At 64.5% G+C, this 16798-nt stretch carries 12 protein-coding genes; 8 read left to right on the top strand and 4 right to left on the bottom strand.

All coding sequences use genetic code 11. From position 1 onward, the window contains the following. The first annotated feature begins 193 nt into the window (after window positions 1-193). Both ACE03M_RS04640 and ACE03M_RS04635 read left to right on the top strand, forming a co-directional pair. Window positions 194-1036: an ABC transporter ATP-binding protein gene (locus tag ACE03M_RS04640; RefSeq protein WP_485932914.1), complete on the top strand. Its 843-nt coding sequence runs from the start codon at window positions 194-196 to the stop codon at window positions 1034-1036. Window positions 1037-1041: 5 nt separating this feature from the next. Further along, window positions 1042-2454: an FtsX-like permease family protein gene (locus tag ACE03M_RS04635; RefSeq protein WP_485932913.1), complete on the top strand. Its 1413-nt coding sequence runs from the start codon at window positions 1042-1044 to the stop codon at window positions 2452-2454. 58 nt (window positions 2455-2512) lie between these two features. Here ACE03M_RS04635 and ACE03M_RS04630 read toward each other — a convergent pair whose 3' ends face one another. The 4 genes from ACE03M_RS04630 to ACE03M_RS04615 form a co-directional block, all read right to left on the bottom strand. After that, on the bottom strand, window positions 2513-5110 hold the full coding sequence (locus ACE03M_RS04630) for a PEP/pyruvate-binding domain-containing protein (RefSeq protein ID WP_485932912.1): 2598 nt from the start codon (window positions 5108-5110) through the stop codon (window positions 2513-2515). Window positions 5111-5162: 52 nt separating this feature from the next. Next, window positions 5163-6230, bottom strand: a complete 1068-nt coding sequence (locus ACE03M_RS04625; protein ID WP_143924271.1) for a lysophospholipid acyltransferase family protein — start codon at window positions 6228-6230, stop codon at window positions 5163-5165. A 67-nt stretch (window positions 6231-6297) separates the two neighbouring features. After that, entirely contained in the window at window positions 6298-6693 is a 396-nt protein-coding gene (locus ACE03M_RS04620) for an SRPBCC family protein (protein WP_143924270.1), read from the bottom strand. Between the two features lie 50 nt (window positions 6694-6743). Then, window positions 6744-7190 carry a hypothetical protein gene (locus ACE03M_RS04615; protein WP_485932910.1) on the bottom strand — a complete coding sequence of 149 codons (447 nt, stop codon included), beginning with the start codon at window positions 7188-7190 and terminating at the stop codon, window positions 6744-6746. 105 nt (window positions 7191-7295) lie between these two features. Between ACE03M_RS04615 and ACE03M_RS04610 the strand changes: the two genes are divergently transcribed. The 6 genes from ACE03M_RS04610 (at window position 7296) to ACE03M_RS04585 (ending at window position 16745) form a co-directional block, all read left to right on the top strand. Next, a complete protein-coding gene (locus ACE03M_RS04610; RefSeq protein WP_485932909.1) occupies window positions 7296-8294 on the top strand; it encodes a pseudouridine synthase in 999 nt (332 codons plus the stop codon). 98 nt (window positions 8295-8392) lie between these two features. Beyond that, window positions 8393-9055: a GntR family transcriptional regulator gene (locus ACE03M_RS04605; RefSeq protein WP_143924267.1), complete on the top strand. Its 663-nt coding sequence runs from the start codon at window positions 8393-8395 to the stop codon at window positions 9053-9055. Window positions 9056-9203: 148 nt separating this feature from the next. Beyond that, window positions 9204-10730 carry an IMP dehydrogenase gene (gene guaB, locus ACE03M_RS04600; protein ID WP_143924266.1) on the top strand — a complete coding sequence of 509 codons (1527 nt, stop codon included), beginning with the start codon at window positions 9204-9206 and terminating at the stop codon, window positions 10728-10730. 368 nt (window positions 10731-11098) lie between these two features. Beyond that, on the top strand, window positions 11099-12763 hold the full coding sequence (locus tag ACE03M_RS04595) for a pyridoxal phosphate-dependent decarboxylase family protein (RefSeq protein ID WP_485932908.1): 1665 nt from the start codon (window positions 11099-11101) through the stop codon (window positions 12761-12763). Continuing rightward, entirely contained in the window at window positions 12760-14232 is a 1473-nt protein-coding gene (locus ACE03M_RS04590; protein WP_485932907.1) for a lysine N(6)-hydroxylase/L-ornithine N(5)-oxygenase family protein, read from the top strand. The genes ACE03M_RS04595 and ACE03M_RS04590 overlap by 4 nt, the downstream gene beginning before the upstream one ends. Next, window positions 14229-16745 (top strand): GNAT family N-acetyltransferase, encoded by a 2517-nt coding sequence (locus ACE03M_RS04585; protein WP_485932906.1) that lies wholly within the window; start codon window positions 14229-14231, stop codon window positions 16743-16745. Before ACE03M_RS04590 ends, ACE03M_RS04585 begins: the two co-directional genes overlap by 4 nt. Window positions 16746-16798: the final 53 nt, after the last annotated feature.

The raw sequence follows: 16798 nt of genomic DNA, 5'->3' as shown, positions 1-16798 counted from the left end.
ACACTGTTCCGGGCCACACGTGTATTCACGATCAGCTGGTGAGCCGGCCGGCAAGCTGGTCGACATCCAAGCTCACACACTACGCGAATTGCACAGGCGGCTCACACCTACTGATCAGTCAGATCCTATGTTTCTTGTCGTTGCGGGTCGTTAGTCTGGATGAGACAGTTTGACGCAGCAATGTAGGGACCTTATGACGACCGCCTCACCGATGCCCATCGCTCAGCTTCGCAATGTCTCGAAGATCTTTGATCCCGACGGGGCAGCGCTGGTCGCTCTCAACCAGGTCTCCCTCGATATCGCCCCCGCCCGGCTGACGGCCGTGATGGGGCCCTCGGGTTCGGGAAAATCCACGCTCATGCACATTCTCGCCGGACTCGACCGGCCGAGCTCGGGCACCGTGCACATCGGTGAGGGTGAGATCACTGCATTGCACGAGGACGAGCTCACAGCCTTGCGTCGGCGGCGGATCGGATTCGTGTTCCAGGCCTTCAACCTCGTGCCGACCCTCACTGTCAGGGAGAACATCGTGCTGCCCTTCGAGCTCGATGATCGCAGGCCCAATTCCGATGAACGCGCCTGGATCTCCAGCATCATCAAGCGGCTCGGCCTCGACGAGCGGCTCAAGCATCGGCCCAGTGAGATCTCGGGCGGACAGCAGCAGCGCACCGCCATCGCCCGTGCCCTGGCCACGAGACCAGACATCCTCTTCGCCGACGAACCGACCGGCAACCTCGACGGTCGGTCGGGGCGCGAGGTCATGGCCATCATGTCCGAGGCCGTGCGCGAGCTCGGACAGTCGATCGTGCTCGTGACTCATGATCCGATCGTGGCCGCCTATGCCGACCGCGTCGTGTTCATCGCCGACGGCACTCCCGTCTCAGAGCTCAACGACTCGATCAGCGCCGAGGTGATTGCACAGACGATGCTCGATCTCGACGCGAAGGCCGAGGCTGCGGAGAACGCAGCCGCCGGGTCCCTGCAGGATCCCGCACGGTCCCCGCAGTATGCCGCGGAGACCGGGGGGCGCCGATGAACCCTATGCGGGAGCTCCGGGCCAACCCGCGCCAGTTCGCACCCAGCTTCCTCGTCGTCTTCATCGCTGCTCTCTTCGGCACCGTCATCATGCAGAGCATCGAAATCCTCACAGCCTGGATGTCCTCTGCGAAGATCGTCTCCGAGTCAGACACGGCGCAGGGGCTGCTCACAACGGTGGGGCTGCTCTTCTTCGTCATCGCGCTGTTCGTCTCAAGCATCGTCATTGCCAACACGTTCTCCATCATCATCGCCGGTCGCAGCCGTCAACTGGCACTGCTGCGTCTCATCGGAGCGTCCTCGCGACGGCTGCGCCGGGCCGCCTCGGTGGAGGGACTGCTCGTTTCGATACCCAGCGCCGTCGCTGCGTTCCTCGTCTCCACCGCTCTCGCGCAGGGTACGACGGCCTACCTCGGCGGACAGATCACCGTGGAGCCAGATCTGCTCAGTCCCATGATGTTCCTTCCGGGGGCCGCGACCATCGTCGTGACCTGGTTCTCAGCGTATCTGGGTGCCCAACGCATCAGCGGCATCTCACCGATCGAGGCCACCTCGCAGGCTGTCGAGCGTCGGCCCGAGGATACGCGTGCATCGATGGGGGCCCTGGCGGGTGCACTCATCCTGCTGTCCATGGGAATTACCCTTCTCATCAGCGGCGTCATCGGTGCCAGCGGAAACACGGTGAGTGTCCTCGGCGTGCTCCTCGTCGCCGTCGGTGCCGCTCTGACCTTCGTCGGTGTCATCGTCGGCAATCCCTGGATCCTGCCTCCGCTGCAGGCGCTCACCGGGTGGCTGCTCGGCCGAACGGCAACCGCACGTCTGGCTGCCTCGACGATCGCTCGTCACCCCACTCGCAATGCGCGCACGGTGATCGGTCTCGTCATCGGCATCACCCTCATCGTCATGTTCGCCACGGCCATGACGACATTTCGAGACCAGCTTCTCGACTACGCTGAATCGCTCGGGGACGAGGGGTGGGGCGGCTTCGAGGATGTGCTGAAGACCATCATCGACCAGACGATGATGTTCTTCCTCGGCATGGTCCTCTTCTCCGTCATCATCGCCGTCATCGGAGTCGCGAACGCGCTCACGCTCTCCGTGCGGCAGCGCACACAGGAGATCGGTCTGCTCATGGCCCTCGGTCAGACGCCGCGACGGGTCCGACGCATGATCGTGGCCGAGGGCATGCAGCTGAGCGTGACCGCCTGCCTGGTCGCGGTGCCCCTCGGCATCGCATTCGGTTGGATCGGTGCCCTGGTTCTGCTGTCCCCGCTGACGGGATTCTTCGCTCCGTCCGTGCCCTGGTGGGTCATCATCTCCGTCGTCGCCGGCTCGCTTCTGGCCGTGCTCGCCGCCAGCCGTGCTCCGGCGCGCGCGGCCACGTCGATCAGCCCCGTGGACGCTCTCCAGGCGGTATAGGCTATGGACCTCGCCGAGGCGGTCGTGCACTCGCGAGCCGACCTCGCCGAGGCGGGCCTCAGCTCGGTGTCACCGTGCCGTTGCTGCCGTTGACGCTCACCGTCTGTCCCGAGGTGAAGCGGCTGGTGGCATCCCGGACGGCCATGACCGCGGGCAGGCCCAGCTCACGGGCCGTGACCGCACCGTGGGAGAGCGCACCGCCGCTTTCCGTGATGACGCCGCTGGCCTGGTAGAACAGAGCCGTCCAGGCCGGGTTCGTGGTTCGGGCGACGAGGATCGCCCCGTCAGGGAAGGATGAGAAGTCCTCGGGACTGTGGACGACGAAGACCTCGCCCGTGACCTCGCCGGGACTGCCGGCAGTTCCCTTGATGAAGTCGCCGTCCGTGTCATCACCGGCCTCGGGCGCACGTCCGTGCTCCCACTCGGGGGTTCTCTCGACTGCTTCCTGATACCCGGCCTTGTTCTTCTTCGCGATCGCAGTCAGACCGGCCAGAGCCTCGGCGGGGGAGTGCTGCCCGTTGCCGGCGCGGATCGCCGCGTCGAGAGGCTCGAAATCGATGAAGTAGACGTCCATGGGGTCGGTGAGGACACCTTGGTCGACAAGTCTCTGACCCAGCTCGCGCAGGGCCCTGCGCATCGGCAGCGTCAGGCGTGTGGTCTGGTAGTGCTCCAGATCATCGAGCGCCGTGTACGAACGTGCCAGGCGGATGACCTCCTGCACCAGATAGCGCAGCTTCTCCGGGGCGGCATTGACCACGGCCCGCTCGGTCTCGGCCTGCAGGACCTTGCGCTCCAGATCGGAGTCCGCCGAGGCGTTCTCAGCTCGATCGGCCAGCAGACGGACCTGATCCAGGACGATGTGCGGTGCCTCGACCCAAGTCGGATGGTAGGCGTCGAAGTCGAGTTCCCGATGGCCGTGCTTGGCGAGGAAGGTCGCAAACTCATTGAAGAACTCGGGGAAGTCACCGAGGACCGCCAGCCCGTCCTCGCCAGTGTGGCTGCGCAGCGTCGAGGACAGGTCGGGATTGCCGCGCACAATGCGTGAGAGCTCCCAGATTTCGGCATTGACCTGCGAGGTCTTCGTCTCCGTCGATGCCAGCAGTCGCTCGAATACGAGGCGCGCGGTCTCCTTGTCCAATGCCATCTCGAGCATGTGCGAGAGCGCACCGTAAAGTGTCTGCTGAGTCAGGGAGATCGCGATGTTGGGGCGGAAGTACTCCGTGCCGAGGTCGCTGATGGCGATCACGTGCTTCCACACTTCGGCCAGCGACTTGTCCTCGAGCGGTTCGTGGGAGAGCTTGCCGATGCCCATGAGATACGTGTCGAGGTCCCGCATCCACCGCACAGGAAGTTCCTGCACCCAACCGAACTGAGAAGCGATCTCCGGCAGCGATTCGGTGATGGTCTCCACGCTGGAGAGCATCTTCGTCGGCAGTCTCCCGGCGTAGAGATCGACGGCCGTCTGGTTGCCGTAGATGTAGAAGTCGCGCATCACGAACCACTTGTCGTCGAAGGGCGGCAGACCCATGAGGTCGAAGCTGTGGTTGAGTGAGCAGTGGAATCCTGCCTCGACAAGGTCCCAGGTCAGAGGCGTGACCGGGGTGGGGAATCGTTCGGCGGATTCGTCACGGGTCCAGCGGGGTGCGACGCGAGTGATCGGCCGCGACTGCAGGAGGAAGAGGTCGTCACCGCTGAAGGCCCACTCGATGTCCTGCGGGAAACCGAAATGATCCTCCGCGCGCACGGAGAGTTCGGCCACCGTTCGAGCCTGCTCCGCAGTCAGTGCCGGACGCGTCCGCTGATCGTCGCCGAGGTGGACCTCCCTCGTCCGCGCATCGCCGTGTTCGTCCTGTCCGTTGTGATCGTCGCGCCCGTCGTCGTCAACGTCCTCGCCCCCGTCGTCGTCAACATCGTCGGCTTCCGCAGGCTCACGCATGACGAGGGCCTTCGGCTTGTCCGCGATCTCAGCCGCGATCTGGGTTCCGTCGGAGCGGGCGATCCGGAATTCGTCGACGGGTTCCTCCCCGCCGACGACGGTCTCGCCCAGTCCGAACGCCGCATTGATGAGGACTTCGTCCGTGTTGCCGCGCACCGGGTCGACGGAGAACGCGACCCCGGCAGCCTCCTCAGCCCCGACTGCGACCATGAGCTGAACGACGACGGCCATCTTCGCCTCCAGCTGTTCGACGCCGAGCTGCTGACGGTAGCGGAAGGCGTGCGGATTCCACAGGGAGGCATAGCAGTCGCGCACCGCCTCGGCGATGGACTGCGTTCCGCGAACCCCGAGGTAGGTGTCGTGCTGCCCGGCGAAGGCCGCCCCGGGCAGATCCTCCATGGTCCCCGAGGAACGGACCGCCACCGCCTTGCCGTTCAGGCCGGCAGCCTGGGCCGCCGCCGCGAAGTCGGCGAGCCAGGCATCGGGGACCGGGGCGCGCCGGATGAGCTCGCCGATCGCCTCGGCGGGGTGGTCTGTGTCCATGAGCTCACTGATCCGCGACTGCAGGGGTGCGACGAATTGTGTGTAGGCGTCGGCGGTGACGATGAAGCCGCCGGGCACGGGCAGATTCCGCGCGGACTTCGCGAGGCTGGCGCCCTTGCCGCCGCTGGTCGCAAGTTCGGTGGCGAGAGGATCGGTGAAGCCGAGGGTGAGTGTCACGAGAGCTCCTAGAGATGTCTCAGATGGGCCGAAGGGGCGGTGGTCGATCGGGTCACAGACGGAAGCGACGCAGGCCCAGAAGCAGCCAGCCGCAGACCGCACTGACGATGCCGATTCCTATGACCAGGGGCCAGAAGAACACAGCAACGATGAGTGCTGGTACCCAGACCATAACCGCTGCGAAGCCGCCGAGGAGGCGGAAGAATGTGACAGTATTGCGACCGTCCGCGCGCGATCCGGCAAGGGCAGCTGCCGCGAGTACGGGGGCGAAGAGCCACATGAGCGCGATCCCGACCCAGCGCAGCACCGTGATCGCAGGGCCCGCCGCGGCGGGTGGCCCGTCGGCTGCGGCAGTGGAGGCGTCACCCTGCAGGTCCAGAAACGCCTTCGCGAACGTGGCCGCTCTGCCCGGTGTGCTGCGGGCGACATTGAGCGCCTTCGCCTGGATCCGCTCGAAGGTCTCTTCGTCGGGACAGTTCACCGAGATCTCATCAAGGGCCGATCCCATCGCCGAGGCGACCTCGGCCTCCCATACGGATCGCTCCTGGCCATTGCGGGCCGGAATCGTGATCGACTTTCCGCGGACCACCTCGGCGCGGGAGCGGAACCTGTCAGGAGTCGAGTAGAACAGGCCCACCGGGATCACCTCGAGATCGATGCCCTCCTCGCGCAGGGTGCAGGCGATGCGGGCAGCACCAGATTTGTAGGGTTGGGGTCGGTGGCCCCATTCGCTGCTGGCTTCGGGGAAGATTCCCAGGTCACCGCCCCGGCGAAGGTGTGCAGTGCCGGCTTCGACCGGGCTGGCTACCGATGTGGGATCGAGGTTGTAGCGTTCGACGTCCTTGGGTCGGACGACGGGGATGCCGGCGATGAAGAGACGCAGGAACCAGCTGCGGATGAGCTGGATCGAGATGAGGAACTGCGCTCGCGGGAATGCGGCGAGCACCTGATGACCGTCGATGGCTCCATTGCGGTGGCTGGAGATGATGAGGCGCGGGCGAGGGGTCGCTCGTGTGGTGGTGCCGCTCGGGGATTCCTCGCGGTCGGCGGACTTGTGCCGGGCGGCGGGCTCGCCACTGACGTCGTGGACGCGGATGCGACCGAAATACACAGTGCGCATGGCGGCATTGATGAACCGGTGCCCCCACCCTAGGGATGCAACAGGGGCTAGGGGAGCATTCGAATGGTCAGCCTTCGAGGACATCGCGGAGTCGTTCCAGATCCTTCCGCACGGCTTCGATGTCGCGGGCGAATTCCTCATCGCTGACGTTCGGAAGGCGGTAGACGGTGAAGACGACCTCGCTGACATCGTCGTTATGGAGCACACGCAGCGGATTGTGCACGGTGGTGCCGTCGGGGAAGATCACGTCGTGGTCGAGGATCCCGAACTCGATTCCGGGCCGGAAGCTGACCTCGACTTCGCCCATCGGCGAATCGGTGATCCAGCGTCCGGCCTCATTGCGGATGCCTTCGCTCAGACCGGCCGCCCACTGTGGGAGGTTGGCCGGATTGCCGGCGAAGACCGCGATGTCGGAGGGGTCTGTGTGGATCGTCTGCGAGATGTGGCGTGCGTCGAAGCTCATGCACCAAGTGCACCACAGCTGTCACGATCGGGCCAGAGGCCGCAGTCGAGTCAGTCTCTGCGGTGGGCGGATCGGCATCGGCGCCGATCGAGCCGGAGATTGCGCGAGCGGATCCTCAGCAGGCGCGTCGCGCAGTCCGGAGGTCCGCTGAAGGTCGGGCGAATCGCATGTCTGAGACTTGGGCGAGGAGCCTTGTGTTCGTCGGCCTCCCACTCCTCGTCGCGGCGCTGCCCGATCGCCGACCGGTCGATGAACGCTTGGAGCTCGGCGATGAGCTTCAGCTGGAGGTCGTTGACCGACTCGATGCCTTCCGAGTACTCGAGGGGGATGTCGACGGCTTCCCAATTGGCGACGACCCTGACAATCCACTTTCGTGCGTCGGTCGGGTCGTGATTCATGCCGTAGCTGTCCCATTCGTCGTTGGCGAACATGCCGAGAACGACCGGAGCGATGACCTTGTTGAGGAGGAACTCTTCCGTCAATTCGGTGTTGTCCATACCTCCCACCATAGGACTCCACGCTCCAGATTTCTCGCAAGCCCACGGCAGGTCCCGCAAGTTCAGAGCCGAGTGCGCCATCACGTCGACAGCTAGACTGATCCGATGCCACGCAGCCCGCTTTCACCCCGAGAAGGGATCTCCGCGACATCGCTGCGCGCACCTGGTGGGAAGGCGACGCACGATAAGAACCATCTTCCGGTCCCGGATACGATCGGCGGGTGGTTGGAGGCAGAGTTCCCCGTAGCCGACGATGAAGCGCGACGTAGCCTGCTGAGCACGGGCGATATGCGCGATGAGACGGGAGAGCCAGTGAACTGGGATGATTCCGTCATCCCGGGCGGCTTCTATTTCTTCCACCGACCTGTTCCGGCCGAGGAGAGGATTCCCTTCGAGATCAGCGTCGTCTTCGAAGACGACGATCTGCTCGTCGTCGACAAACCCCACTTCCTCGCCAGCACTCCCAATGGGCGGTTCGTGCGCGAATGCGTCGTGACCCGGGCTCGCCTGGATTTCAACCAGCCCGATCTGGTGGCCATCCACCGTCTCGACCGCATCACGGCGGGACTGCTCATCCTGTCGAAACGACCCGAGACCCGTGGTCGATATCAGAGTCTGTTCCAGGACCGATTGGTGACCAAGACCTATCGCGCCCTCGCAGCCATGCCGCCGACGGATATGGAGTTCCCGCTCAGCAAGGAGTCCAGGCTGGTCAAACCGCGCGGCGGCAGACAGGTCCTCGAAGTCGACGGTGAGCCCAACGCCTTCAGCACGATCAGCCTGCTGGGTGAACGAACCCCGACCTCGCCGAGGCGGTCCGAGGCAACCGTGCCCCCACCTCGGCGATCGGTGGAGGAATGTCCGTCGATCGGCGAGTACGAACTTCATCCGTTGACGGGCAAGACGCATCAGCTGCGGGTGCACATGAACTCGCTCGGGCTGCCCATCCTCGGTGATCCGGTCTATCCTGTCGATCTGTCTCCGGACCCCTACGATTTCAGCTCACCGCTGCAGCTGCTGGCGGCGTCGATCGAGTTCGACGATCCGCTGACGCGGCGCCCGCGACGCTTCGAATCTAAGCTCACTCTGGGACCGACGCCGTAGACCAGTGCAGACGTATCGTGTGTCTCGACTCGGTATCATCGCCGACGGCTGTGCCCAGGCTTTGCCCACGAGCGGTGGGGACACGGTAGCCTGGTGATATGAGCCCAAACGCACCCGGATGTACCTCAGAGGCGATCGTTGCCCTGGTCCGGTCCCGAATCACGACCGGCGAGTACCCTGCCGGCTCTCCGGTCCGGGATGGTGCGCTGGCGAAGGAATTCAACGTCTCGCGCAACACTGCCCGTGAATCCCTGTCCCTGCTCCGCTACGCCGGACTGCTGACACAGGAGACGAACCGCGGCTTCTTCGTCCGTACCTTCGACCTCGACGAACTCAAGGACCTCTACCAGGCCCGGCGTGTCTTCGAGATCCGTGCCGTTCAGGAATCACAGGACGCCACAGAGGCGGCGATGAACCGTGTGGAAGCATCGGTCGTCCGTGCTGAGACTGCTCCGAACAACGAGAGCTGGACCGACGCACAGGAGCACTCCGCCTCATTCCACCGGGCGATCGTCGGCCTGCTCGGCTCTCCGATGCTCGACGAGTTCTACGTCAACCTCATGGCCCGCCTGTCGACGACGTTCGCCCGCTCGCGGGAACCAGGCAAATACCACTCCCACTGGGCGAACCCGCACCGCGACATCCTCGAGAAGATGCGCTCGGGGGACCGACACGGAGCCGAAGGCCTGCTGCGGATCCATCTCGATGACTCGGAAGCCTCGACGCTCGACCTGGCACGCTCCGTCGGCGAAGGCCGCTGACCAGGGAACAGCAGGACCGCCTCGGCGAACATTCCTGAGTATTGATGTCGGCAGTCTCACAGTGCTCGGTACTTGAAACGCTAGATAAGCGGTGTATGACTTCGATAGCATTGAGCCACCGAACTCACCGCGTCGAAAGGCTGTACCCATGGGGATTCCCGAGCAGGAAACACAGGCCGCAAACGATCCGTTCTCGCTGACGGGCCTCACGTATGACGATGTCCTCCTCCTGCCCGGTGACACCGATGTCATCCCCTCAGATGCCTCCACTACGACCCGTCTGACCAAAGAGATCGAGCTCAATATCCCCCTGGTCTCGGCCGCCATGGACACCGTGACCGAGTCGCGCATGGCCATCGCCGTGGCCCGCATCGGCGGACTGGGCATCATCCACCGCAACCTGTCGATGGAAGACCAGGCCGCACAGGTCGACTACGTCAAGCGCTCCGAATCCGGGATGATCAACGACCCGTTGACGATTACCCCCGAGAAGACTCTTGAAGAACTCGACGAGATCTGCGGAAAATACCGGATCTCAGGTCTGCCCGTCGTCGATGAGAACAATGTGCTGCTGGGCATCGTGACCAACCGCGACCTGCGCTTCGTCACCCGCAGTGAATTCCCGACCCGCACCGTGGCCGAGACTATGACCCGGATGCCGCTGATCACCGCCCCGGACGGCGTCTCCCCGGAGAAGGCATTCGAACTGCTCGCCGAGCACAAGGTCGAGAAGCTGCCCCTGGTCGATGAGAACAACGTCATCAAGGGCCTCATCACCGTCAAGGACTTCGTCAAGACCGAGGAATACCCCCTGGCCACGAAGGATGACGAAGGGCGCCTGCGCGTGGGTGCGGCCGTCGGATTCCACGGCGATGCCTATGAACGCGCAACCCTCCTCGCCGAGGCGGGCGTCGACGTCCTCGTCGTCGACACTGCCAATGGACACGCTCGCGGCGTGACCGACATGATCAGGAAGATCAAGGCCGATTCGACGTTCGACAAGGTCCAGATCATCGGCGGAAACGTCGCCACGAAGGAGGGTGCACAAGCCCTCATCGACGCCGGTGCCGACGCCATCAAGGTCGGAGTCGGGCCGGGCTCGATCTGCACCACCCGTGTGGTCGCCGGCGTCGGCGTCCCACAGGTCACCGCCGTCTACCTCGCCGCTCAGGCGGCCCGCGCGGCTGGTGTGCCGGTCATCGCAGACGGCGGACTGCAGTACTCCGGCGACATCGCCAAGGCCATGGTCGCCGGCGCGGACACCGTGATGCTCGGCTCCCTGCTGGCCGGCTGCAGCGAATCACCCGGCGAACTCATCTTCGTCAACGGCAAGCAGTACAAGGCCTATCGCGGCATGGGTTCACTGGGTGCCATGGCCCCACGTCAGGGCAAGTCCTACTCGAAGGACCGCTACTTCCAGGACGACATCGACACCGACACCGACCTCATTCCGGAGGGCATCGAAGGCCGTGTCGCCTATCGCGGACCGCTCAAACAGGTCGCACACCAGCTCACCGGTGGTCTGCGCCAGTCGATGTTCTACGTCGGCGCCCCCACGATCGCGGACCTCAAGGCGAAGGGCAAGTTCGTTCGCTTGACCACAGCGGGCCTCAAGGAGAGCCACCCGCATGACATTCAGATGACCGTCGAAGCACCTAACTACGTCGTCAAATAGGTTTCTGTGGAGACCGCTCTCTGACAGCGCGTCGCGACCGACCTCTGCTTGTCCCACGACTGCCGACGGCCGTAGCTCCTGCCTCCTGGGCAGGAACTACGGCCGTTTTCGCTGTCTCAAGATGTCAGACGAATCGCCCGGATGTGATGAAGGCCACGTGCGATTTTTTGGGCCGTATATACCTGTAGTCGATCGCGGGCTTGGCCGCGCGAGGATTGACGAAGGCACTCCTTGTGTCGGGTTGAGGTTACTTGTGTAGTGCTCTCCGGCGCCACCACTCGCCTTGCTTCTTTCTTTACTTAGGGTAGGTTTCCCTAATGTAGTCCGGCCTTACCGGACCCTGAACCGAAGGAGGCAACCGTACCGCTATGACTTCACTGCTCTCTGACACCCCAACTCCACTGACCGAGGCGACCCCGCCGAGCGAGGCACGATCGCTGCCCGATGCCCCGCCGAGCGAGGCACGATCGCTGCCCGGTGCAGCTCCACTGCCGAACACCTCGCTGCGCACTGAGGACGCCCTGCTGGGGTCGCACAGTGCCGATGCCTACGCCGAGCTCATGCACGAGGTCGTCGATGCACTTGCCCAGCGTTTCACGAGCGTCGATGCGCCCACCTCTGCGAATGACCGGACCAGCCTGGAAGCCGAGGTCGCAGACTTCGACCTCGACGGACAGGGGATCGGGAACATCGCAGCCTTGCGCGAGGCAGATGACCTCTACGCCCGCAACGCCGTCTGGTTCCACCACCCGAGCTATGTCGCGCACCTCAACTGCCCCGTCGCTGTGCCAGCCGTCGCGGCCGAGGCGATGCTGGCTGCGATCAACACCTCCGTCGACACCTACGACCAGTCCGAGGTCGCCACACTCATGGAGCGCCGCCTGGTGCAGTGGGCCTGCAGGCACGTCGGATTCTCCGGTGGCGACGGAATCTTCACCTCGGGCGGCACCCAGTCGAACCTGCAGGCACTGTTTCTGGCCCGCGAGAACGTTCTGCGCGCACAGCAGGCACAGGTGCTCGGCAGTGCCCAGTCCGGCCGCGGCGAGCCATCACGCCGCGAGGTCATGTCTCGGCTGCGGATACTCACGACCTCCCAGACCCACTTCTCGATATCCCGCGCCGCATACATCCTCGGCCTCGACGCCGAGGCTGTCGTGACCGTGGACACCGACGCCGCCGGACGCATGGACGCCGAGGCACTGACCGAGCTGATGCGTGACATCGACGACACCGGGGGCATCGTCATGGCCGTCGCAGCCACGGCCGGAACCACCGACCTCGGCGTCATCGACCCGCTCGACGCCATCGCCGAGATCTGCGGAGGTGCGAACGTGTGGATGCACGTCGACGCCGCATACGGCGGGGGACTGCTGTGGGCACCACGTCGCAAACACCTGCTGCAGGGAATCGGCCGTGCCACCTCGGTGACCATCGACTTCCACAAGACCTTCTTCCAACCGGTGTCCTCAAGCGCACTGCTGGTGCGCGACCTCGCCCTGTTCGACCCGACGCTTCATCACAACGATTACCTCAACCCGGAGGCCGAGGCCCAGGGCGCAGATGCCGAACCGAACCAGGTCGACAAATCCCTGCAGACCACCCGACGCTTCGACGCCCTCAAACTCTGGACGACTCTGCGCGCCCGCGGTGCCACAGAGATCGGTTCGATGGTCGACACCGTCTGCGATCTGGCCGCCGAGGTCCGAGAGCTCCTCGACGCGCAGCCGGATTTCGAGGTGCTGGGAGCAACCGACCTGAGCACGGTCCTGTTCCGGTTCGCCCCCGCGACCGCCGAGGCTGCCACCGCCGATGAACTGGTGCCGATGATCCGCCGCGTGCTCTTCCGCTCTGGGCGCGCAGCGGTCGCCCGCACCACCATCGACGGCACCCCCTGGCTCAAACTCACCCTGCTCAACCCCGACACCACGGTCGCAGACATCACCGCCGTGCTCGACCTCGTCCGCGCCACCGGCCACGGTATCCTCGCCGGCCGGCACCTGGAGAGCACGACCCTCGAAGGAGGCGCAGCATGAGCACGCCCGAGTCACACATCCACGACATCGTCGGCATCGGCATCGGACCCTTCGGCCTGGGACTGGCCGCCTTGTCCGACCCTCTGCCCGACGTCGACGCCGTCTTCCTCGACCAACGTGAGGAATTCCGCTGGCACCCGGGCATGATGATCGAAGGCGCGACTGTCCAGGTTCCGTTCCTCGCTGACCTCGTGACCATGGCCGATCCCACCTCCCGCTTCTCCTTCCTGCAGTTCCTCAAGGACAGCGGCCGGCTCTATCCCTTCTACATCCGCGAATCCTTCTACCCTCTGCGCGCCGAATTCGACGAATACTGCCGATGGGTCGCCGCTCAGTTGGACACTCTGCGCTGGAATCGCACGGTCACCTCGGTGACCAGGAATGATGACATCTACACCGTGACCGCCGAGGTGGCCGATCAGTTCGGTCAGACGCTGAGGACTGAGTCCTACCGCGCCCGCCACCTGATCCTCGGTGTCGGCACCGAACCGGTCCTGCCACAGGCCCTGCAGAACCTGGAAGCCGAGGGCACAGGCCCGGTCATCCACACCTCGAAGTACCTCGACCACAGAGACGCACTGCTCGAGAGCGAATCAATCACCATCGTCGGCAGCGGACAGTCTGCGGCAGAGATCTACCGTGATCTCATCGACGAAGCTGAAGCCCGTGACGTGCGACTCGACTGGGTGACGCGCTCACCGCGCTTCTTCCCGATGGAGTACACGAAGCTGACCTTGGAGATGACGTCCCCGGAGTACACGGATCACTTCCGAGCCCTGCCCGATGACCTGCGCGAACAGCTCGGACGTGAACAGCGGACCCTGTACAAGGGCATCAGCGCCGAGCTCGTCGACGACATCCACGACACCCTCTACCGGCTCAGCCGCGGAGGCAGGAAGCTGCGCACCAACCTCCTCGCAGAATCAGAGCTGATTGCCGCCGACCACGATGCGGGGACCGGCGACTATGCTCTGCGCTTCCGCAACACGTCACTGGACAGGTGCTTCGACCGACGCAGCGGATCGGTTGTCTCTGCCACCGGTTACAAGTCCCAGGTCCCGGCCTTCCTCGCTCCGCTGGGAGACGAGATCCGCCTGGACGCCAAGGGCCGCCTCGAGGTCAGCCGCCACTACACGGTCAACGACGCAGGCACCATCCACGTCCTCAACGGCGAAGAGCACACCCACGGAGTCACCGCACCCGATCTTGGCTTCGGGCCCTGGCGAGCATCGGTCGTGCTCTCACACGTGACCGGGCGCGAACCGTACCCGATCGAGAAGGCCATCGCCTTCCAGACCTTCGGAGTTCCGGATGACGGGGCACTCGACGATGGGGTGATCGACGACGGAGCCCTCGACGCGACTCCTCTGAGCACTCAGGGCGATTTCGAATCGCATTTCGACTTCGCCGACACCGACACCGATTCCGAATCCCAGCCCGCAGACGACAGGGAGATGTCACACGTATGACCACCGACCTCATCAACGACGCACCCACACCCGCAATGGCAAGCTCAGCGCTCACCGTGGACATCCGAGCCGTGGATCCAGCCCGCGATAGCAAGAACATCCACGTGTGGCTGACCCACCCGCGCGCTCACTACTGGCAGATGACCCACCTCGACGAGTCCGGAGTCCGCGACTACCTCGGCGCCGTCCTCGACTCCGCCGACGAGAACGGGTGGGTGGGATCGGTCGACGGCGTCGACTGCTTCTACGTCGAAACCTATCTGCCCTCCACTCTGATCCCACACGATGTTGTTCCCACCGGACCCGATGACATCGGAATGCACCTGCTCGTCGCCCCACCTGACGGCGATGGAGTCCGCGGACTCACGAACCAGATCATGGCCGAGGTCATCGACTTCTGCCTGCGCCCGATCGAACGAGGCGGCCGCGGCGGTCGCCGAGTCATCGTCGAACCCGACGTGCGGAACACCGCCATCCTCGAGAAGAACCGGGCAGCTGGTTTCAGTCCGGTGAGCGAGGCGACCATCATGATGGGGGAGGAGCGGAAGCGCGCCCTGGTCAGCGTGTGCGGTCGTGAGGACTTCGAAGCCAGTGAGCTGGTTGCACTTCTCAACCGTGGGGATGTCGAGGTCGTCAGCTCTGATGACGTACACCACGCCTCGCTCGCCGCGACTCCCGACACATACTCCCATCTCAATCCCGACACCTTTGCGATCGCCCAACGACACCTTGTGGCCAAGGCGCTGTCCGAGTTCGCGCACGAACGACTGGTCGCCCCGGTCCCCGCCACCGGCCAGAATGCTGGGCCTAATGACTGGATATTGAAGATCGAGGACACCGGACCGAATGATGCAGGCCAGTCCGAGGACGCTGCCGAGTTCCCGGATGGCGGCTGTGTCACGTACTCGTTCACTGCCCGAGTCCTGCCGCTGGAGCACTGGGTCATCGACGAGGACAGCATCACCCGCCGACGAGGTGACACGCAGCTGGGACTCGACGCGCAGGAACTCGTCGTCGAACTCCAGGATGCCCTCGACATCCCGGAGAACCTGATGTCGACCTATCTCGAGGAGCTCGCGTCGACCCTGGCCAGCAGCGCCTTCAAACTTGCCGAGGCGGTCAAGGGTCACCGCCCGGACTCCACAGATCTCCTGACCTCTGACTTCCAGTCCACCGAGGCGGCCATGACCGAGGGCCATCCAGGCTTCATTGCAAACAATGGACGCATCGGATTCTCCCTCAGCGATTATCGGAAATGGGCCCCAGAGAACGGGCGCACCACCCGCATCGAATGGGTGGCAGCGACCCGCGAGCACAGCCACCTCTCACTCGGTCAAGGATTCGACGAGGCCGCACACACCGACTGGGCACTCAGTGCCGAGGAGCGCGAACTCTTCGACACCAGAATCCGATCAGCCGGCCGCGATCCCGAAGACTTCCACCTCCTCCCGGTCCACCCTTGGCAGGCCGATCACCGACTTGCGATCACCTTCGCCGCTGACATCGCCCGCGGAGATCTGCTGCCCCTGGGCGCTGGCCTCGACGAGCATCAGCCGCAGCAGTCCCTGCGCACCTTCTTCAACCGAACACGGGTCGATGCTCCCTATGTGAAGGTCGCGCTTGCCGTACAGAACATGGGGTTCCTGCGCGGACTGTCCCCGAAGTACATGCGCGATACTCCGGCCATCAATGACTGGGTCGCCGAGCTGATCGGCACCGATCCCGCCTTCGGCGACGCCGGGTTCCGGGTCCTGCGGGAACGCACCGCGCTCGGCTACACCGGAGACGTCTACCACCGAACGCAGGAGACGAACCCGCACCGCAAGATGCTTGCCGCCCTGTGGAGAGAGAACCCTTTGACCGTGCTCGAACCTGGTCAGAAGGTCGTCACCATGGCGTCCTTGCTGCACCGCGATCACAGGGGAGTCGCCTTCGCCAGCAAACTCATCCGTGCCTCAGGTCAGGCACCCGAGGACTGGGTGCGGTCCTATTTGAGGGCCTACTTGCACCCGCTCGTCCACGCACTGCTGGCCCACGATCTGGTGTTCATGCCCCACGGGGAGAACCTCATCCTCATCCTGGACGACCACGTCGTGACCGGTGCCTTCATGAAGGACATCGGCGAGGAGGTCGCCGTCCTCGGCCACCGCGACCTGCCGGGCGACGTCGAGCGGATCCGGGCGCTGGTCCCCGGCGAGGAGAAGGCCCTGTCCGTGTTCACGGACATGTTCGACGGAGTGCTGCGCCACCTCGGCGGGATCCTCGATGCCGATGGTGTGCTGAGTTCGGAGACCTTCTGGACCCTGGTCGCCGAGGTGCTCGATCTTTACGAGGCCGAGCATCCGGAACTCGCCCATGGTCTGGCCGGGGATGTGGACCTGAGAGCCGAACGTTTCGCCCATTCCTGCCTCAACCGTCTGCAGCTGCGTAACACCGTGCAGATGGTCGACATCGGCAACCAGGCCGAATCGCTGCTCTACGCAGGAACGATGAGGAACCCTGTGGCGCGCTGAGCCCACCGCCCGATCGCGAAGTGCACCGCACCCACCTTGGTGGGGGGGGGGGG

This window comes from Brevibacterium sp. AGC70, assembly GCF_057334195.1.
This window is presented reverse-complemented; position numbering and strand designations above follow the sequence as displayed.